This is a genomic window from Roseobacter denitrificans OCh 114, from assembly GCF_000014045.1.
GTDB lineage: Bacteria > Pseudomonadota > Alphaproteobacteria > Rhodobacterales > Rhodobacteraceae > Roseobacter > Roseobacter denitrificans.
This window is the reverse complement of sequence record NC_008209.1, coordinates 1,871,771-1,887,191: the sequence shown is the minus strand read 5'-3', so window position 1 is coordinate 1,887,191 and position 15,421 is coordinate 1,871,771. Positions and strand designations below refer to the sequence as shown.

The window sequence follows — 15,421 nt, the reverse complement described above, 5'->3', positions numbered from 1 at the left end:
TGCCAGAACGCGCCTCAGGCTGTGGTGCTGAATTCCCACGGGCGGATAAACTGGCCCAGCACTGCCGCGACCTCATCTTCGCCCGCCCCATGTGCCGCCACCTGCGCCACCAGACCGCGCTTCTTGTCATCTACCACCGTGACCACGCGCGCTGAGACGCCCGCCTCTTCAAGTGCGCCGTTATAGATGCGCATCACCGCATGTTTGCGCAGATCCGGTTTGAAAATCTTGCCCACAGCCGTTTTCGGCAACTCCGGCAGGATCGTCATATGCTTGGGCTGTGCGGCGCGCTCCAGCACGTGTGATTTGCAGAATTCCAGCAGTTCGCCCTCGCTGACCTCTGCCCCCTCGACCAGTTCGACAAAGGCACAGGGCACTTCACCCGCATGGGCATCCGGCTGCCCAATGGCCCCGGCAAAAGCGACCGCCTCGTGGTGCAGCAGCGCCTCTTCAATCTCGGCAGGGTCAATGTTGTGACCGCCCCGGATGATCAGATCCTTGGCCCGCCCGGTGATCCACAGATAGCCATCGCCGTCCACCCGCCCCAGATCGCCGGTGCGCAGGTGATCGCCATGAAACAGATCATTGTTCTTTTCGGCCTCCGTATAGGTGCTGCCGACGAACACACCGGGGTTTGAGACGCAAATCTCACCGACTTCATCGACCCCGGCCTCCACATGGCCCTCTTCGGTGGTCTTGAGGATTTTGACGCTGCAATAGGGAAACGGGATGCCGATGCTGCCCACTTTCTTTTCGCCATCCACCGGGTTGCAGGACACAAGGCAGGTGGCCTCCGTCAGCCCATAACCCTCCACCAGCTTCACGCCCGTGGCCTCTTCGAAGCGCCTGAAAAGCTCAAGCGGCAGAGGGGCCGAGCCTGAGAACGCGATCTTCACGCTGCTCACATCCGCATCAATCGGGCGCTGCATCTTGGCCGAAATTGCCGTCGGCACCGTGATGATGAAACTGATCTTCCAGCGTTCCACCAGCTTCCAGAAATTGTCCATCACCCCCTCACCGCGATAGCCCTGCGGGGTCGGAAACACCACATGCGCGCCGGATACGACCGCCGCCATCAGGATCACGTGACAGGCGAAAACATGAAACAGCGGCAAGGGACACATGATGTTGTCCTGCTCGGTAAAGAGCAGCTTAGTCCCGACCCAGCCGTTGTAGATCAGACCGGAGTAAAGATGCTGCGCCACCTTGGGCATGCCGGTCGTACCACCGGTATGAAAATAGCAGGCCACGCGATCCTCAGTGCTGTCGGCAAAACTGAGGGTCTTGGGTTGTTTCGCAATTTCCGCCGAAAAATTCAGGTATTGCGCCTGATTCTGCACCGCGCGCTTGGGGCGGATCAGCGGAACGATCCAGGATTTCGGCGGCGTGAGATAGCGCAGCAGATCGACTTCGAGCACGGTTTGCACATTGGGGGCCAGGGCAACCGCCTGCGCGGCCTTATCGGCAACATCCGTCTTGGGAAAGGGCCGCAGCGTAACCACGACCTTGGCCTTGGTTTCACGCAGGATCGATCCGATCTGTTCGGCATCCAGCAAAGGATTGATGGGGTTCGCAATACCAGCCACCGCGCCGCCAAGAAGGGCAAGAACGGTCTCATTCGCGTTGGGCAAAATATAGGCCACCACATCCGTCTCACCCACACCCAGCGCGCGGAAGAGGTTTGCCGTCTGCGTCACCTGATCCTTGAGCACGGACCACGTCAGCGTCTCCGCCTTGTCGTTGGGTCCGGAAAATATCTGGTAGCTGACGGCGTTGCGATCGGGATGCTTTGCCGCCGTTTCGCTCATCGCCTGATAAAGCGTGACAGGCAGGCGCCGCTCCGCCCATGCCATTTCGGCTTCAATCGCGTCGCGATCCTCAAAACCGGCAAAACCCATGCGTGTTCCTCCCAAAACATGTCATGCTGCGTCGTGCTACGATGCAAAAACAGTTTGGGCGCAACTGCACCACAGCGCAAGCGATCTGGAAAAAACGTAAGGTCACGCGCCGCCTTATTCGGCGGCGATCCCTTCGGTGAACTGCAGCTTGGCCAGACGGGCATAGAGGCCTCCTTCAGAGACAAGCTGATCATGCGGCCCGGTGGCAACCACACGCCCCTGATCCAGCACGACGATACGATCGGCCTTTTTTACCGTCGCAAGCCTGTGCGCCACGATCAGCGTGGTGCGTCCCTGGCTCAAGGTGTCCACCGCAGATTGCACCGCGCGTTCGCTTTCGGCATCCAGCGCACTCGTCGCCTCATCCAGCAGCAGGACCGGCGCATCGCGCAGAATGGCCCGCGCAATGGCAATGCGCTGCTTTTGGCCGCCCGACAGCATCACGCCCCGCTCGCCAAGGTATGAATCGTACCCGTCCGGCAGCGCTGCGATGAAATCATGCGCCGCCGCCGCCTGTGCCGCCGCTTCGATTTCGGCGTCACTCGCATCGGGGCGCCCGAACCTGATGTTCTCGCGCGCCGAGGCGGCGAAAATTATCGGGTCCTGCGGTACCACGGCGATGTATTTGCGGAAATCATCGCGGCGCAACTCGGCCAGATCAACCCCGTCAAGCAATATGCGACCGGAACTGGGGTCGTAAAACCGCAGCAACATCTGGATGATTGTCGTTTTGCCTGCCCCGGACGGCCCCACGAAAGCAACCGTTTCCCCCGGTTCAATCGCCAGCGACACATTTTCCAGCGCCTTGGTATCCGGTCGGGAGGGATAGGCAAATGTGACATCGTCAAAGGCAAGCCGCCCGACAACCGGGCTCGGCAAGGTCCGCGGGGTGATGGGATCAACCACCGTGTCTTCGGTTTGCAGCAATTCAACCAAGCGCTCCGTCGCGCCTGATGCCCGCTGCAACTCGCCCCAGATCTCAGAGAGCGCGGCAACACCGCCCGCAACCATCACCGCATAGATGACAAACTGCACAAGCGCGCCCTGCGTCATATCGCCCGCGCGCACATCCCGCGCCCCGATCCAGAGCACGCCGACAATGCCTGAAAACACAAGGAAAATCACGATAACGGTCATGACGGCACGGGTGTTCACGCGCCGCCGTGCCGCATCATAAGACAGTTCGGTAAATTCGGAAAACTTCGCCCGGCTGGCCCGCTCATGGGTAAAGGCCTGAACCGTCTGCACCGCGCTCAACCCTTCGGAGGCATTGCCCGACGACGCCGCGATCCAATCCTGGTTTTCCCGACTCAACACCCGCAGTTTGCGCCCCAGCACAAGGATCGGCACCACAACCGCAGGCACGATCAACAAAACCATCGCTGTCAGTTTCGCGGAAGTGAACAGCATCAACGCCAGCCCACCGATGAAAATCAGCAAATTGCGCAGAGCGATGGACACCGATGAGCTGATCACCGAGAGGATCAAGGTGGTGTCCGTGGTGATCCGGCTCAGCACTTCGCCGGTCATGATCTTTTCATAAAAGGCCGGGCTCATCCCGATCACACGGTCAAAGACGGCCTTTCTGATGTCCGCCACCACGCGCTCACCCAGCCGGGTGACAAGCAGGTATCGCAGGCCCGTGCCCACGGCCAGCAGCCCGGCAATCCCCAAGGCCGCTGCGAAGTACAGATCAAGCGTCTGCGCGTCCTTGGTGTAAAAGTTATCGACCACACGCCGAACGGCAAGCGGCAGGGTCAGCGATAAAACAGCCGTGACCACAAGGGCGGAGAGCGCCGCAAACAGCAAGGGGCGATAGGGGCGCAAAAACGGAAACAACGCCTTGAGAGACCCAAGTTTCTTGGATTTCTCGCGCTCTTCTGTCTGCCCGGGCGCGCCGGGAACCGGTGGTGTGGGCCGGGCCATAAACTGTCCTTCGTGGTGTCGCCTTCTGTGATGGCTGGCGCAGCTTGCCGCGTCAAGATGTCGATGCCTACAGGAGACAAACTTACGCAGCCAATCGCGGCGAAAGCATCGCATTTCCCGGATCAAACAGCGCTGCGATTTCGGTGGGTTTTGCATCCCGGCAGATGGATGCGCAAACACTTGCCGGATCGCCCCACGTCAGACCATCTGCGCCGCCAGTCACGATTTTGGTGGGATTTGAAATTCTGGAGCGGGCGGCGGGAATCGAACCCGCGTCATTAGCTTGGAAGGCTAAGGTCTTACCACTACACAACGCCCGCTCAACAGGTTGACGTAGTATTGGATCGCCATGTGAGCGTCAAGTGGCCCTGCGTGAAAAGCAGCCTTTGCGACGCACGTGCCGCTGGCGCATTACCGCTGTCGCGGCCCGCGCCCGACGACACCCCAAAACAGAAACGGACCCGAGGCATTGTTTCAGATCGACCGCGACCCGGCATTGCGGCGCAAAACCCCAGCAATCAGCGTTCAATTTGTTTCGCGCAGATTTGAGCCAAAACGTGAAGTGGTGCGGATGAGAAGACTCGAACTTCCACGGGTGTTACCCCACAGCGACCTCAACGCTGCGCGTCTACCATTCCGCCACATCCGCACGATAATGGTTCGCGGTCTTTAGCCTGCCGCGCCAGCCTTGTGAAGAGTGATTTTGCATTTTTCCGAAATCGAAAGATACGGACAGGCCTTTGCGCGCCCGATCTGCTGCGCTATGGCTGCGCATATGGTGGATTGGATCATCTCTGAGGGGCTGACCGACTTTCGCGCGGCGGAACGCTGGATGGAAAGGCGGGCGGCGGACATTGCGCAGGGCCGCGCGGCGGAATGTATCTGGCTGGTGGAACACCCACCGCTATACACCGCCGGGACCAGTGCCAGGCAAAAGGATCTGATCGAACCGGACCGCTTTCCTGTGTATCCGACCAAACGGGGCGGGCAATATACCTACCATGGGCCCGGTCAGCGCGTGGCTTACACTCTGCTGGATGTGGGCGCGCGCGGGCGGGATGTGCGGCTCTTTGTCCAACAGCTGGAAAGCTGGGTGATTTCAACGCTTGCACAGTTCAACGTCACCGGTGAAATCAGGCAGGGCCGCGTCGGCGTCTGGGTAGAGCGCCCGGACAAACCAAAGACCGCGACGGGCGCCCTTGCCGAAGACAAGATCGCCGCCATCGGCATCCGGTTGCGCAAATGGATTTCCTTTCACGGCGTGTCCATCAACGTCGAACCGGATCTGAGCCATTTCAACGGGATCGTGCCCTGCGGCATTGCCGAGCACGGGGTCACCAGCCTTGTGGATCTGGGTTTGCCCGTGACGATGCATGATCTCGATATCGCGCTGATGCAGGCATTCGCCAAGGTCTTCGGCAGCGTCCCGAAACCGGCGCCGTGGATCGATTCGTAACTGCGCCCAGGCCCGCAGATGAACATACCCGAAAACGCCGCGTGCCACACAAGACTACGCACCTGATAGCTGCGCGGCATTGCCCCTATCGGCCAACTGCTGCGTCAGCGACGCATTGGCCTGCCGCAGCACCGCTTCGGCGTTTTTCTCTGCAGTAATATCAAAGGCAACGCCGATGTGGCGCAGCACGCCCCCATCGGCCGCGCGGGTGAAGACCGTTTCAATCGAACGCAACCACACCTCGTGTCCATCGCGCGCGATGGCGCGATATTCCCAAACCGCCTGCTCATGATCGGCGAGGTGCTGCAATTCGGCCACATGGCCGGCGATGCGGTCAAAATCATCATCCGGCGATGCGGTCAAAATCATCATCATGTATGATGGTGGGTAACAGATCATCGCCCATCGCCTTGATGTCCGCCGGCGAGTACCCAAGCAACTCCGCGATGCAGCGGTTGGTATATTCGTTGCTCATCGTCTCGTGATTGAACACATAGATGATACCCGGCACCAGGGCCGCGACCTGGCGTAAGAATTCCAGACTGTCCGCATCAATGACGCCGGATGTCTGAGACTGCCAGGGGATCCGTCCCAATGCCATGGTTATCATCCTCTATCATCCCCGCCTTGCCAAACGCTGCGTTAACAATGACACCGCGCCGGTAAATAGCGGGTTAAACCCCGCCTCCACTCGTGACGCATCCACAGATTTAACCGCCGGTATTGAGACAAATGCGAATGATGTCGTCGGCACCCGTTTCCGCAGACAGAGAAATTTTCATTTTATCTTACACGTGCGGCATTAGGATCATTGCTCCTTGGCACAACACACTCTAAAACCGTTGTGAATCTACGGTCGGAACGGGAACCCCGGCCTGGAGCAACACACAATCAGGAGGCACCGCATGGCAGACGCAGCCATTCACGGGCACGACCATCAAGATGAGCGCGGGTTTTTCACCCGCTGGTTCATGTCCACAAACCACAAAGATATCGGTATTCTCTATCTGATCACATCCGCGTTCGTCGGATTCGTATCAGTTGCCTTTACCGTCTACATGCGCCTCGAGCTGATGGAGCCGGGCGTTCAGTACATGTGTATGGAAGGCGCACGGATGTTCGCCAGCGATGCGCTCTGTACACCCAACGGACACCTTTGGAATGTTTTGATCACCGGTCACGGTATCCTAATGATGTTCTTTGTTGTCATTCCGGCGCTTTTCGGCGGATTTGGCAACTATTTCATGCCGTTGCAGATCGGCGCGCCGGATATGGCCTTCCCGCGGATGAACAACCTCAGCTTCTGGATGTATGTTGCGGGCACCGCCTTGGCGATCTGTTCCGTCCTTGCACCGGGTGGCAATGACCAGTCGGGTTCTGGCGTGGGCTGGGTGCTCTACCCACCGCTCTCCACGAATGAGGGCGGCTATTCGATGGACCTCGCGATCTTCGCGGTTCACGTCTCGGGAGCCTCTTCGATCCTTGGCGCGATCAACATGATCACGACTTTCCTGAACATGCGTGCCCCCGGCATGACCCTGTTCAAGGTGCCGCTGTTCTCATGGTCGATCTTTGTCACAAGCTGGTTGATCCTGCTGTCCCTGCCGGTTCTGGCGGGCGCGATCACCATGTTGCTGATGGACCGTAACTTCGGCTTTACCTTCTTTGATCCCGCAGGCGGGGGCGACCCCGTGCTCTACCAGCACATCCTGTGGTTCTTTGGCCACCCGGAGGTCTACATCATCATTCTGCCCGGCTTTGGCATCATCTCCCATGTGATCGCGACCTTCGCGCGCAAACCGATCTTCGGCTACCTGCCGATGGTCTGGGCGATCATCGCCATCGGTGCTTTGGGCTTCGTCGTCTGGGCGCACCACATGTACACCGTGGGCATGTCGCTCAACCAGCAGGCCTATTTCATGCTGGCCACGATGGTCATCGCGGTGCCCACAGGGGTCAAGGTCTTCAGCTGGATCGCGACCATGTGGGGCGGATCGGTGGAATTCAAAACGCCCATGCTCTGGGCCTTTGGTTTCCTCTTCCTCTTCACCGTGGGCGGTGTGACCGGCATCGTGCTGTCGCAGGCCGCCGTGGACCGCTACTATCATGACACCTATTACGTTGTGGCGCACTTCCACTATGTGATGTCGCTCGGGGCCGTCTTTGCCATCTTCGCCGGGATCTACTTCTACTTCCCCAAGATGACGGGCAAGATGTATCCCGAATGGGCCGGCAAGCTGCACTTCTGGACGATGTTCATCGGGGCAAACCTGACCTTCTTCCCGCAGCACTTCCTGGGCCGTCAGGGCATGCCACGTCGCTACATCGACTATCCTGAGGCTTTCGCCTACTGGAACCTGTGGTCAAGCTGGGGCGCGTTCCTGTCCTTTGCCTCCTTCCTTTTCTTCTTTGGCGTCATGGCCTATGCCCTGCGCTACGGCAAGAAATGCACCGAGGCGAACCCATGGAACGAATACGCCGACACGCTGGAATGGACCCTGCCCTCCCCACCGCCCGAGCACACGTTCGAGCAGCTTCCAAAGCAGGAAGACTGGGACAAGCAGCACAGCCACTAAGGCGCGCGTCTGAAACACTCAGGAAAAGCCCCGCACCGTCGGGGCTTTTTCGCGTTCGGGATCATCCGAGGCGGGCCGCTGAAAGCCCACAACCGGTTTTGCGCAAGCACCGACGCAATACCGACGTGATACCGACGTCATACCGACAGAGCGTTTTGCCCACCTGACGGCGCTGCGCGGTGCCTGCAAAATCGGCAAAAAACCACGTCGTGCGCCTGTGGTCCGCGTGCCGCATTGCACCCCGCCCTGACCCTGCGGTAAACGTCCATGTAGCCGCAACCAGATCAACGACCGACCATGCCCTATCAATGGATTTCACAGCCCGGTGAGACCCCCCAGACCCTGCGTCTGTGGCCTCATAACTCTCTGCCCCCACAAGGCATGGCCGCCTTTGTGCTGGCCACTTTCGCGATGATCCTGATTCCCGTGGTGACGATGCTCGGCTCCCCGGTGTTATGGGGCCTGCTCCCCTTTGTTTTACTGGCTGTCTGGGGCATCTATCATGCCCTGCAACGCAACCGCAAAGCCCGTAACATCGTCGAGGTTCTGACCCTCAACGACGAAGAGGCGCGCCTGATCCGCACAGAGCCCACAGGTGCCACGCGGGAATGGGACTGCAACCGCTATTGGACCACCATCACCAAATACGAAAAGGACGGACCGATCCCGCATTACGTGACCCTCAAAGGCATGGGGCGCGAGGTGGAAATCGGCGCTTTTCTCAGCGAAGAGGAACGCGTCGCACTCTATGATGAGCTGCAACGCGCATGGCGCCGCTAAAGAAACATGTGGAAGGTATGATCCACGGGTCCTGTCGAAACTGAATTACTTCAACGTGTTAAGGCGCGCGGGTTGGGTGCGATACTTCGTCAGACACGTCAGGCGTGCCCCACTGGTTTTCCTCGCCCCAAAGCTGGCGCAGCAAAACGGATTGTTCCGCAAAGCGATCCTCAAGAACAACGCATGCATAAATCCGGTCCGTCCGGAAATGCCGGAACCCTGTTCGCAGTTCACACCACCCCGCCACCATCACGCATTCCAGATGATAGATCAGCGCCAGCGGGCGAATGACCCGGAGCGATTCCGTGCCATCTGCGCTGCGATAGGTGATCTTTAGCTTCGTCGCATCACGAATGGCCGATCGCAGCGACGCGATCGACACGCAGCCTTTCGCCGGATCATCGCGCGGTGCACCCCATGGGGAGACCTGCAGCCAGTCCGCAGGACCATGAAGCGCATCAACCTTCTGGCGAATGCTCCCGGCCGCAGCCTCAAGCCCACTGTCCCCGGTACGCACGAGCATCGCCAGCCCCACCCGCAGCGCATCTATTTCCTCCGCATCAAAATTCAGTGGCGGCAAATCATAGCCTGCGCGCATCATGTACCCGATACCGGGGGCGCCATCGATGGGCGTCTGGCGCGCTTGCAAGGTCGCTATGTCACGGTAAACCGTCCGCTTGGACACTTCCAGACAGTCGGCCAGCACGTCCGCCGTCATGGGGCGCGGCGCTGCCCGCAACAGCTGGATAATTTCGAACAGGCGATCAGATCTGGCCATGGTGCACCCTTCTCTTCGTTGCTGACACCTTATCATCCGCTGCTGACAGCGTGCTGTCAGCAGGCTTGTGCGACCAAGGTGAAAAAGCGAGGGGGTGTTTATGTATTCCTACGACGAATACACACTGTTGCGGCTGCGTCTGGGGCGGTGGGATCCAGAGTCCAGCCCGAAACCTGTACACGCACAGATCAAGCCGTTACCCTGTAAAAAGCTGCTGCGCCGCGCAAAGCAGATCGTGGGGGTTCGACCATCTCGGATAAAAAGCTGATCAGCTCAAACGCTCTTTGACAGTCGGGCCAATCTTCCCGAAATCCATCTGGCCAGTGTACTTGGCCTTGAGCGCGCCCATGACCTTGCCCATGTCACGGATACTTTCGGCTCCTATCTCGGCAATCGCCGCATCCACAGCCGCGGCAGCCTCTTCGTCGGACAGCTGTTGCGGCAAGAATTCCTCGATAACCGTGACTTCCTGACGTTCCCGCTCTGCGAGGTCAAGGCGCCCGCCCTCTTCGTAGGCGCGCGCGCTTTCGAGACGCTGTTTTGACATTTTCCCAAGGATCGCGAGAACTTCTGCATCGCCCACGCCCTCGTCATTGCCGACAGCGCGCGCGGCAATATCCTTGTCCTTGATTGCCGCGTTGATAAGGCGCAGCGTCGACAGACGATCCGCTGCCTTGTCTTTCATCGCCTGTTTCAACGCGGTCGAAACCTTCGTGCGCAAGTCCATCGCTCACATTCCTTTTTGACTGTCCTGCGCCAGTAATCCGGTTGCAGGAAAGGCGCGGTAAGTCGCAGACATTACCCAAAGCCCGGCGGCGCCGCAACACCCGTCGCTGCGTCATGTCGTTCGCATCAAACGTGCGGCCAGCAGGTGCCAATCCGCTTGACCCGATCTGCCTGCCCGTCTAGGTATCGCCAGATTTTGCTGGCTCCCCTTTCCGGAAAGGACATCCCATGACTGTCCCTGCAACCGACCGTCCTACCGCCTGTCTGGCGCTTGCGGATGGCACTCTGTTTTACGGGATGGGATTTGGCGCAACGGGCCAGACCGTGGCTGAGCTCTGCTTCAACACGGCCATGACCGGCTATCAGGAAATCATGACAGACCCGTCCTATGCCGGGCAGATCGTCACATTCACCTTTCCGCACATCGGCAACGTGGGCGTGAACCCGCAGGATGATGAAACGGCTGATCCTTTCGCGGCGGGGATGGTTGTGAAATGGATGCCGACGGAGCCGTCGAACTGGCGGGCCATTCAGCATATTGATGACTGGTTGACGGCCCGAGGACGCATTGCCATAGGCGGTGTCGACACGCGGCGTCTGACGCGCGCGATCCGTCAATCCGGCGCACCGCATGTGGCTCTGACACATGATCCGGACGGCAATTTCGATGTTGAAGCGCTGGTGGCAGCAGCGCGCGGCTTCAGCGGGCTGGAAGGTCTCGACCTTGCAAAGGAAGTGACCTGCGCGCAATCCTACCACTGGAATGAAATGCGGTGGGCCTGGCCCGAAGGCTACAGCCCGCAGACCGACCCCAAGCACAAGGTTGTCGCGGTTGATTACGGCGCCAAGCGCAACATCCTGCGCTGCCTTGCAAGTGCTGGCTGCGATGTGACCGTGCTGCCGGCAACCGCAACTTATGAGGATGTGCTCGCGCATAACCCGGATGGTGTTTTTCTGTCCAACGGGCCGGGGGATCCGGCGGCGACCGGCGCATATGCCGTGCCCATGATTCGCGGTGTTCTGGACAACACGGACCTTCCGGTCTTTGGAATTTGCCTTGGCCATCAGATGCTTGCCCTCGCACTTGGTGCGCAAACCATCAAGATGAACCACGGACATCACGGGGCCAACCATCCGGTCAAGGATCACGATACCGGGAAGGTGGAAATCACCTCGATGAATCACGGTTTTGCGGTGGATGCGCAAACCCTGCCTGATAGGGTCATCGAGACGCATACATCGCTGTTTGACGGGTCCAATTGTGGGATTCGCGTGGATGGGCGGCCCGTTTGGTCCGTGCAACACCACCCCGAGGCAAGCCCGGGTCCGCAGGACAGCTATTACCTGTTCGAACGTTTCGCCAAAGCGATGGCGGAGCGAGCCGCATAGGTCGCATCAAAGGCACTCTCTTAAGTTGAATAATGCAGGTTTAACAGTTCATTAACCGCGATCTGCAAGATTGCATCGTCCACCAACGATGCAAGGCAATCGACGATGAATGACGTTCACCTGCGTTTGTCTGACAACAAGTCCAACGCGCCCCCGGTAACACACCCGCCCATTGGCCGGGTGCTGCTAGATCAGGGCAAGATCGCATCAAATGATCTGACCCATGCGTTGAACTTGCAACGTCGCATCGATGCGCCCTTGGGCGACATCATGATCTCCGAAGGGTTGATCAACAAAAAGGATGTGTTGAGCGCGCTGGCCGCACAGGCACGGGCAGAGGGTGCCGATCTGGAACTGGACCCTCCTGAAATGGAGATGGCGAACCGCTTGCCTGCTTCGCTCTGTCTGCGCTTTGGCGTGGTGCCCTGGCGTGAAGATGCGCGCGCGCTCTATGTAGCCACCAGCAGCCCGGCGGGCTTTACGCAATTGCTGGATGCCTGTGGCCCTCAGAGCCGTCAGCTTTTTCCCGTGATTGTTGATGACGCGCAGATTCAAGCCCATCAGAGCCGCCTTTATGGCAATGAGCTGGCACAGGGGGCGGCGGTGCGTGTCCCGGCGCAGGAAAGCTGCCGCAGTTGGGCAGACCGCGGGCATCGCCGTCTGCTCTGGGCCGCCATGGCCTTCTGCAGCCTTGTGTCTGCGCTCGTTTTTGCGCCCGCGTGGTCTGTCACTGCGCTGGCCTTGTGGGCCGTCATCACGCTGCTGATGACCAGCACCCTGAAAGCGGCCGCCTTGTTCATTCACCTGAGCGGCGCGCGCGCGGTACAGGGTGCGCGCGCATCCGGCAAACCATTTCGCATGCCGCGCGTTTCCGTTCTGGTCCCCCTGCTCAAGGAGAAAGAGATCGCAGGCCAGTTGATCGCGCGCCTGAGTCAATTGACCTACCCCAAATCCCTTTTGAACGTTGTGCTTGTTCTCGAAGAGGGTGACACGCTTACACGCCAGACCATCGCACGCACGACATTACCCGACTGGATGAGCGTCATTGAGGTGCCCGAAGCAGGCGGATTGACCACGAAACCACGCGCGCTGAACTACGCGCTCGACTTTTGCAAGGGATCCATCATCGGTGTCTGGGATGCGGAGGACTGGCCCGAAGCCGACCAGATCGAGAAGGTCGTCACACGCTTCAACACCGCCCCCGATAACGTCGTCTGTTTGCAGGGCGTTCTGGATTACTACAATTCGCGCAGCTCATGGCTCGCGCGGTGTTTCACGATCGAATATGCCATTTGGTGGCGCATCGTGATGCCGGGCATTGCCCGCATGGGCCTTGTGGTCCCGCTGGGTGGCACGACCCTGTTTTTCAAACGCACAGCCCTTGAGGAGTTAGGCGGTTGGGATGCCCATAACGTCACCGAGGATGCGGATTTGGGCGTGCGCCTCGCGCGGCATGGCTACAAGACCGAACTCTTGCCCACCGTCACCCGCGAGGAAGCCACCAGCCGCCCCTGGGCCTGGGTGCGGCAGCGATCACGATGGCTCAAGGGTTTCATGATTACCTATTTCGTCCATATGCGCCGCCCCGGCGCGCTCCTGCGCGATCTGGGGTTCTGGCGGTTCATGGGGGTGCAAACCATCTTTCTGGCTGCCGTATCGCAATTCGCCGCCGCCCCGGTGTTGTGGAGTTTTTGGCTGACGTTCTTTGGGGTTGCGCATCCGGTTGCCATGACGCTTGGCGCACCGGTCATGTGGGGCCTTGCCGGGTTCTTCATCGCCACCGAAGCGCTCAGCCTGCTCTTGGGCGTGGTCGCTGTATCGGGGAAGGGCCACCGACACCTGATCCCCTTTGTGCCCAGCATGATGTTCTATTTCACCCTTGGCACGGTCGCGGCGTATAAAGCGCTGTGGGAATTGGTGCGCGCCCCGTTCTTCTGGGACAAGACCCAACATGGCGTCAGCGTGCAAACCGACCCGGCCCCCCGCAAATCGGGGCCGCTAGACGGCGGCTAAAGCGTCATGCGAAAAACCTGAAACACGCAACGCTGCCTGAAGCCAAAGGTTCAACTTGTTGCGTGATACATGATGGTTCAGGTGTTTCGTCAGAGGCTCTAAACCTCTTCCTCACGGCGTTTTGCATCCTGTTTCAACCGGGTCATGAAGGCCACGGAAATATGGTCTCTGAGCGCCACATAAGCCGCTTCCTCGTCCTTCTTTTCAATAGCGCTCACAATGCCATCATGTTCGGCCTGCGCGATTGCCCCGCGCCCCTGCGCGGCCAGCGAGGTCGTCGCCATCAAAGCCATCGTGCGATGTACCAGATCAAGTTGCTGCACCAGATATCGGTTGTGTGAGGCAAGATGGACCTGTTTGTGAAACCGCCTGTTCGCGCGTGACAAGGCCACCGGATCATCAATCAGCGCATTGTCCGCCTCAACCATCTCGCGCAGGATGCGCACTTCTTCGGGCGTTGCATGTTGCGCGGCGAGGCGCGCCGCCAGACCTTCAAGCTCACGGCGCACGACATATAACTCCGCCATCTGGTTGTGATCCAGAGAGGCGACAATCAGGCTGCGCCCGTCGCGGGCCAGCAGGGATTGCGTTTCAAGGCGCTGCAGGGCTTCGCGGATTGGCGTGCGCGACACACCGAAGCGTTCGGCCAACTCGCTTTCAACCAGCCTGCTGCCGGGACGGTAAATGCCAAGGTCGATCGCTTCGAGGATCATCGTGTAGGCATCTGTATTCTGGGGTTTTTGCATGGTCAGCGGCGGCCTTTCGTTGCTCTGCATATATTTTAACGACGCCACGCGGCGACGCGCAAGACTTGCCTCGGCACAGCAGAGCTTTTAGGAGGAACGCATGGCTAAAGCTGCTTTCTCGGATGTGCGTCACTGGGTTTTTGATCTGGACCACACCCTGTATCCTCCCTCTGCCCGTCTGTTTGACCTCATCGAAGTGCGCATGACCGCATATGTCATGCAAGTGCTTGGGGTCGAGCGGGCGCAGGCCGATCGCCTGCGCAAGCAGTATTGGGCGGAACACGGCACAACGCTTGCAGGCCTCATGCGCGAACATGATGTGGATCCGGGCCCTTATCTGACGGATGTTCATGATATTCCAATGGATCGCCTATCGCCGGATCCCGAATTGGCGGAAAAGATACGTGCCCTGCCCGGTCGGCGCATCGTCTATACCAATGGCTGTGCGCCTTATGCGGAACGGGTGTTGGAAGCGCGCGGATTGGCGGGCATCTTCGATGCGGTTTACGGCGTTGAACATGCGGATTTCATGCCCAAACCGGACCATGCGGCCTTTGAAAAAATATTCGCCAAAGATGGCCTGCACACCAAAACCGCCGCCATGTTCGAGGACGACCCCCGCAACCTCAAGGCGCCCCATGCGATGGGCATGCGCACGGTCCATGTGTCCGATCAAGCAGACAACAGCGATCACATCCATTTCCACACCGATGATTTAAGCGGGTTTCTGGCAAGGATAATTTAACCGCCCGAATGCGACAATCAGGCTCATTCCGCAGTGCAGCGGACATCCTATCTACAACGTAGTTTGAACAGGAGAGTTTAATGAGCCTTGCCGCCACGCCTACCCGATTGCCGCTTTGGCAGCGGTTGTTTTTTGCGCTGCCCATCATCGGCTGGATCGCAAAAGACCTTTTATTCGGGGATAAGAACAACGTCTGGTTTGCGCTGATCGGCTTTGTCAGCCTGTGGCTGTCGTCCGCGCTGGTCTTTGGTCTGCCCGGTCTTTATCTGCCGGCACTGGCGCTGGTGCCGATCATTTTCGTGACCTTGCTCTTTATCACCTGGGCCTGAGCTTGATGATGGTCATTCGGATTTGCTCTGGCTATTCTGCTCGAAATGGAGCGGGAGTG

The 15,421-nt window shown here is 59.1% G+C and carries 14 protein-coding genes and 2 tRNA genes; 7 read left to right on the top strand and 9 right to left on the bottom strand.

Features of this window, described 5'->3' with window-relative positions; all coding sequences use genetic code 11:
- Positions 1 to 14: 14 nt before the first annotated feature.
- From RD1_RS09135 to RD1_RS09120, 4 genes are all read right to left on the bottom strand, one after another.
- Entirely contained in the window at positions 15 to 1,898 is a 1,884-nt protein-coding gene (locus RD1_RS09135; RefSeq protein WP_011568197.1) for an acyl-CoA synthetase, read from the bottom strand.
- 114 nt (positions 1,899 to 2,012) lie between these two features.
- On the bottom strand, positions 2,013 to 3,824 hold the full coding sequence (locus RD1_RS09130) for an ABC transporter transmembrane domain-containing protein (RefSeq protein WP_044033049.1): 1,812 nt from the start codon (positions 3,822 to 3,824) through the stop codon (positions 2,013 to 2,015).
- A gap of 246 nt (positions 3,825 to 4,070) precedes the next feature.
- Positions 4,071 to 4,144 (bottom strand) — tRNA-Gly (locus RD1_RS09125).
- Positions 4,145 to 4,387: 243 nt separating this feature from the next.
- Positions 4,388 to 4,473: transfer RNA gene (locus RD1_RS09120), tRNA-Leu, on the bottom strand.
- Positions 4,474 to 4,599: 126 nt separating this feature from the next.
- Between RD1_RS09120 and lipB the strand changes: the two genes are divergently transcribed.
- Complete coding sequence (gene lipB / locus RD1_RS09115) at positions 4,600 to 5,280, top strand: lipoyl(octanoyl) transferase LipB (RefSeq protein ID WP_044033398.1); 681 nt, start codon at positions 4,600 to 4,602, stop codon at positions 5,278 to 5,280.
- A 54-nt stretch (positions 5,281 to 5,334) separates the two neighbouring features.
- On the opposite strand, the gene RD1_RS09110 is transcribed toward lipB, so the two are convergent.
- Positions 5,335 to 5,655, bottom strand: coding sequence for a PAS domain-containing protein (locus RD1_RS09110; protein ID WP_074958651.1), 321 nt, complete (start codon positions 5,653 to 5,655; stop codon positions 5,335 to 5,337).
- Complete coding sequence (locus tag RD1_RS09105) at positions 5,624 to 5,881, bottom strand: hypothetical protein (RefSeq protein ID WP_044033047.1); 258 nt, start codon at positions 5,879 to 5,881, stop codon at positions 5,624 to 5,626. Before RD1_RS09105 ends, RD1_RS09110 begins: the two co-directional genes overlap by 32 nt.
- 304 nt (positions 5,882 to 6,185) lie before the next feature.
- On the opposite strand from RD1_RS09105, the gene ctaD reads away from it, so the two are divergent.
- Together ctaD and RD1_RS09095 are read left to right on the top strand one after the other, a co-directional pair.
- A complete protein-coding gene (gene ctaD / locus RD1_RS09100) occupies positions 6,186 to 7,856 on the top strand; it encodes a cytochrome c oxidase subunit I (RefSeq protein ID WP_011568192.1) in 1,671 nt (556 codons plus the stop codon).
- Positions 7,857 to 8,153: 297 nt separating this feature from the next.
- A complete protein-coding gene (locus RD1_RS09095) occupies positions 8,154 to 8,636 on the top strand; it encodes a DUF2244 domain-containing protein (RefSeq protein WP_011568191.1) in 483 nt (160 codons plus the stop codon).
- A gap of 58 nt (positions 8,637 to 8,694) precedes the next feature.
- Here the strand turns inward: RD1_RS09095 and RD1_RS09090 are convergent, their stop codons facing one another.
- Positions 8,695 to 9,414 (bottom strand): helix-turn-helix transcriptional regulator, encoded by a 720-nt coding sequence (locus RD1_RS09090; RefSeq protein ID WP_011568190.1) that lies wholly within the window; start codon positions 9,412 to 9,414, stop codon positions 8,695 to 8,697.
- A 268-nt stretch (positions 9,415 to 9,682) separates the two neighbouring features.
- Positions 9,683 to 10,141, bottom strand: a complete 459-nt coding sequence (locus tag RD1_RS09085; protein ID WP_011568189.1) for a GatB/YqeY domain-containing protein — start codon at positions 10,139 to 10,141, stop codon at positions 9,683 to 9,685.
- Between the two features lie 227 nt (positions 10,142 to 10,368).
- Between RD1_RS09085 and carA the strand changes: the two genes are divergently transcribed.
- Positions 10,369 to 11,529, top strand: a complete 1,161-nt coding sequence (gene carA, locus RD1_RS09080) for a glutamine-hydrolyzing carbamoyl-phosphate synthase small subunit (RefSeq protein WP_011568188.1) — start codon at positions 10,369 to 10,371, stop codon at positions 11,527 to 11,529.
- A gap of 105 nt (positions 11,530 to 11,634) precedes the next feature.
- Entirely contained in the window at positions 11,635 to 13,542 is a 1,908-nt protein-coding gene (locus tag RD1_RS09075; RefSeq protein ID WP_011568187.1) for a glycosyltransferase, read from the top strand.
- Positions 13,543 to 13,640: 98 nt separating this feature from the next.
- Here the strand turns inward: RD1_RS09075 and RD1_RS09070 are convergent, their stop codons facing one another.
- The gene (locus RD1_RS09070; protein ID WP_044033397.1) at positions 13,641 to 14,288 is read right to left on the bottom strand and encodes a GntR family transcriptional regulator; all 648 of its coding nucleotides are present in this window, start codon (positions 14,286 to 14,288) and stop codon (positions 13,641 to 13,643) included.
- A 100-nt stretch (positions 14,289 to 14,388) separates the two neighbouring features.
- Here RD1_RS09070 and RD1_RS09065 point away from each other — a divergent pair, with 100 nt between their 5' ends.
- Both RD1_RS09065 and RD1_RS09060 read left to right on the top strand, forming a co-directional pair.
- Positions 14,389 to 15,033: a pyrimidine 5'-nucleotidase gene (locus tag RD1_RS09065; protein ID WP_011568185.1), complete on the top strand. Its 645-nt coding sequence runs from the start codon at positions 14,389 to 14,391 to the stop codon at positions 15,031 to 15,033.
- Between the two features lie 80 nt (positions 15,034 to 15,113).
- On the top strand, positions 15,114 to 15,362 hold the full coding sequence (locus RD1_RS09060; RefSeq protein ID WP_011568184.1) for a hypothetical protein: 249 nt from the start codon (positions 15,114 to 15,116) through the stop codon (positions 15,360 to 15,362).
- Positions 15,363 to 15,421 lie beyond the last annotated feature (59 nt).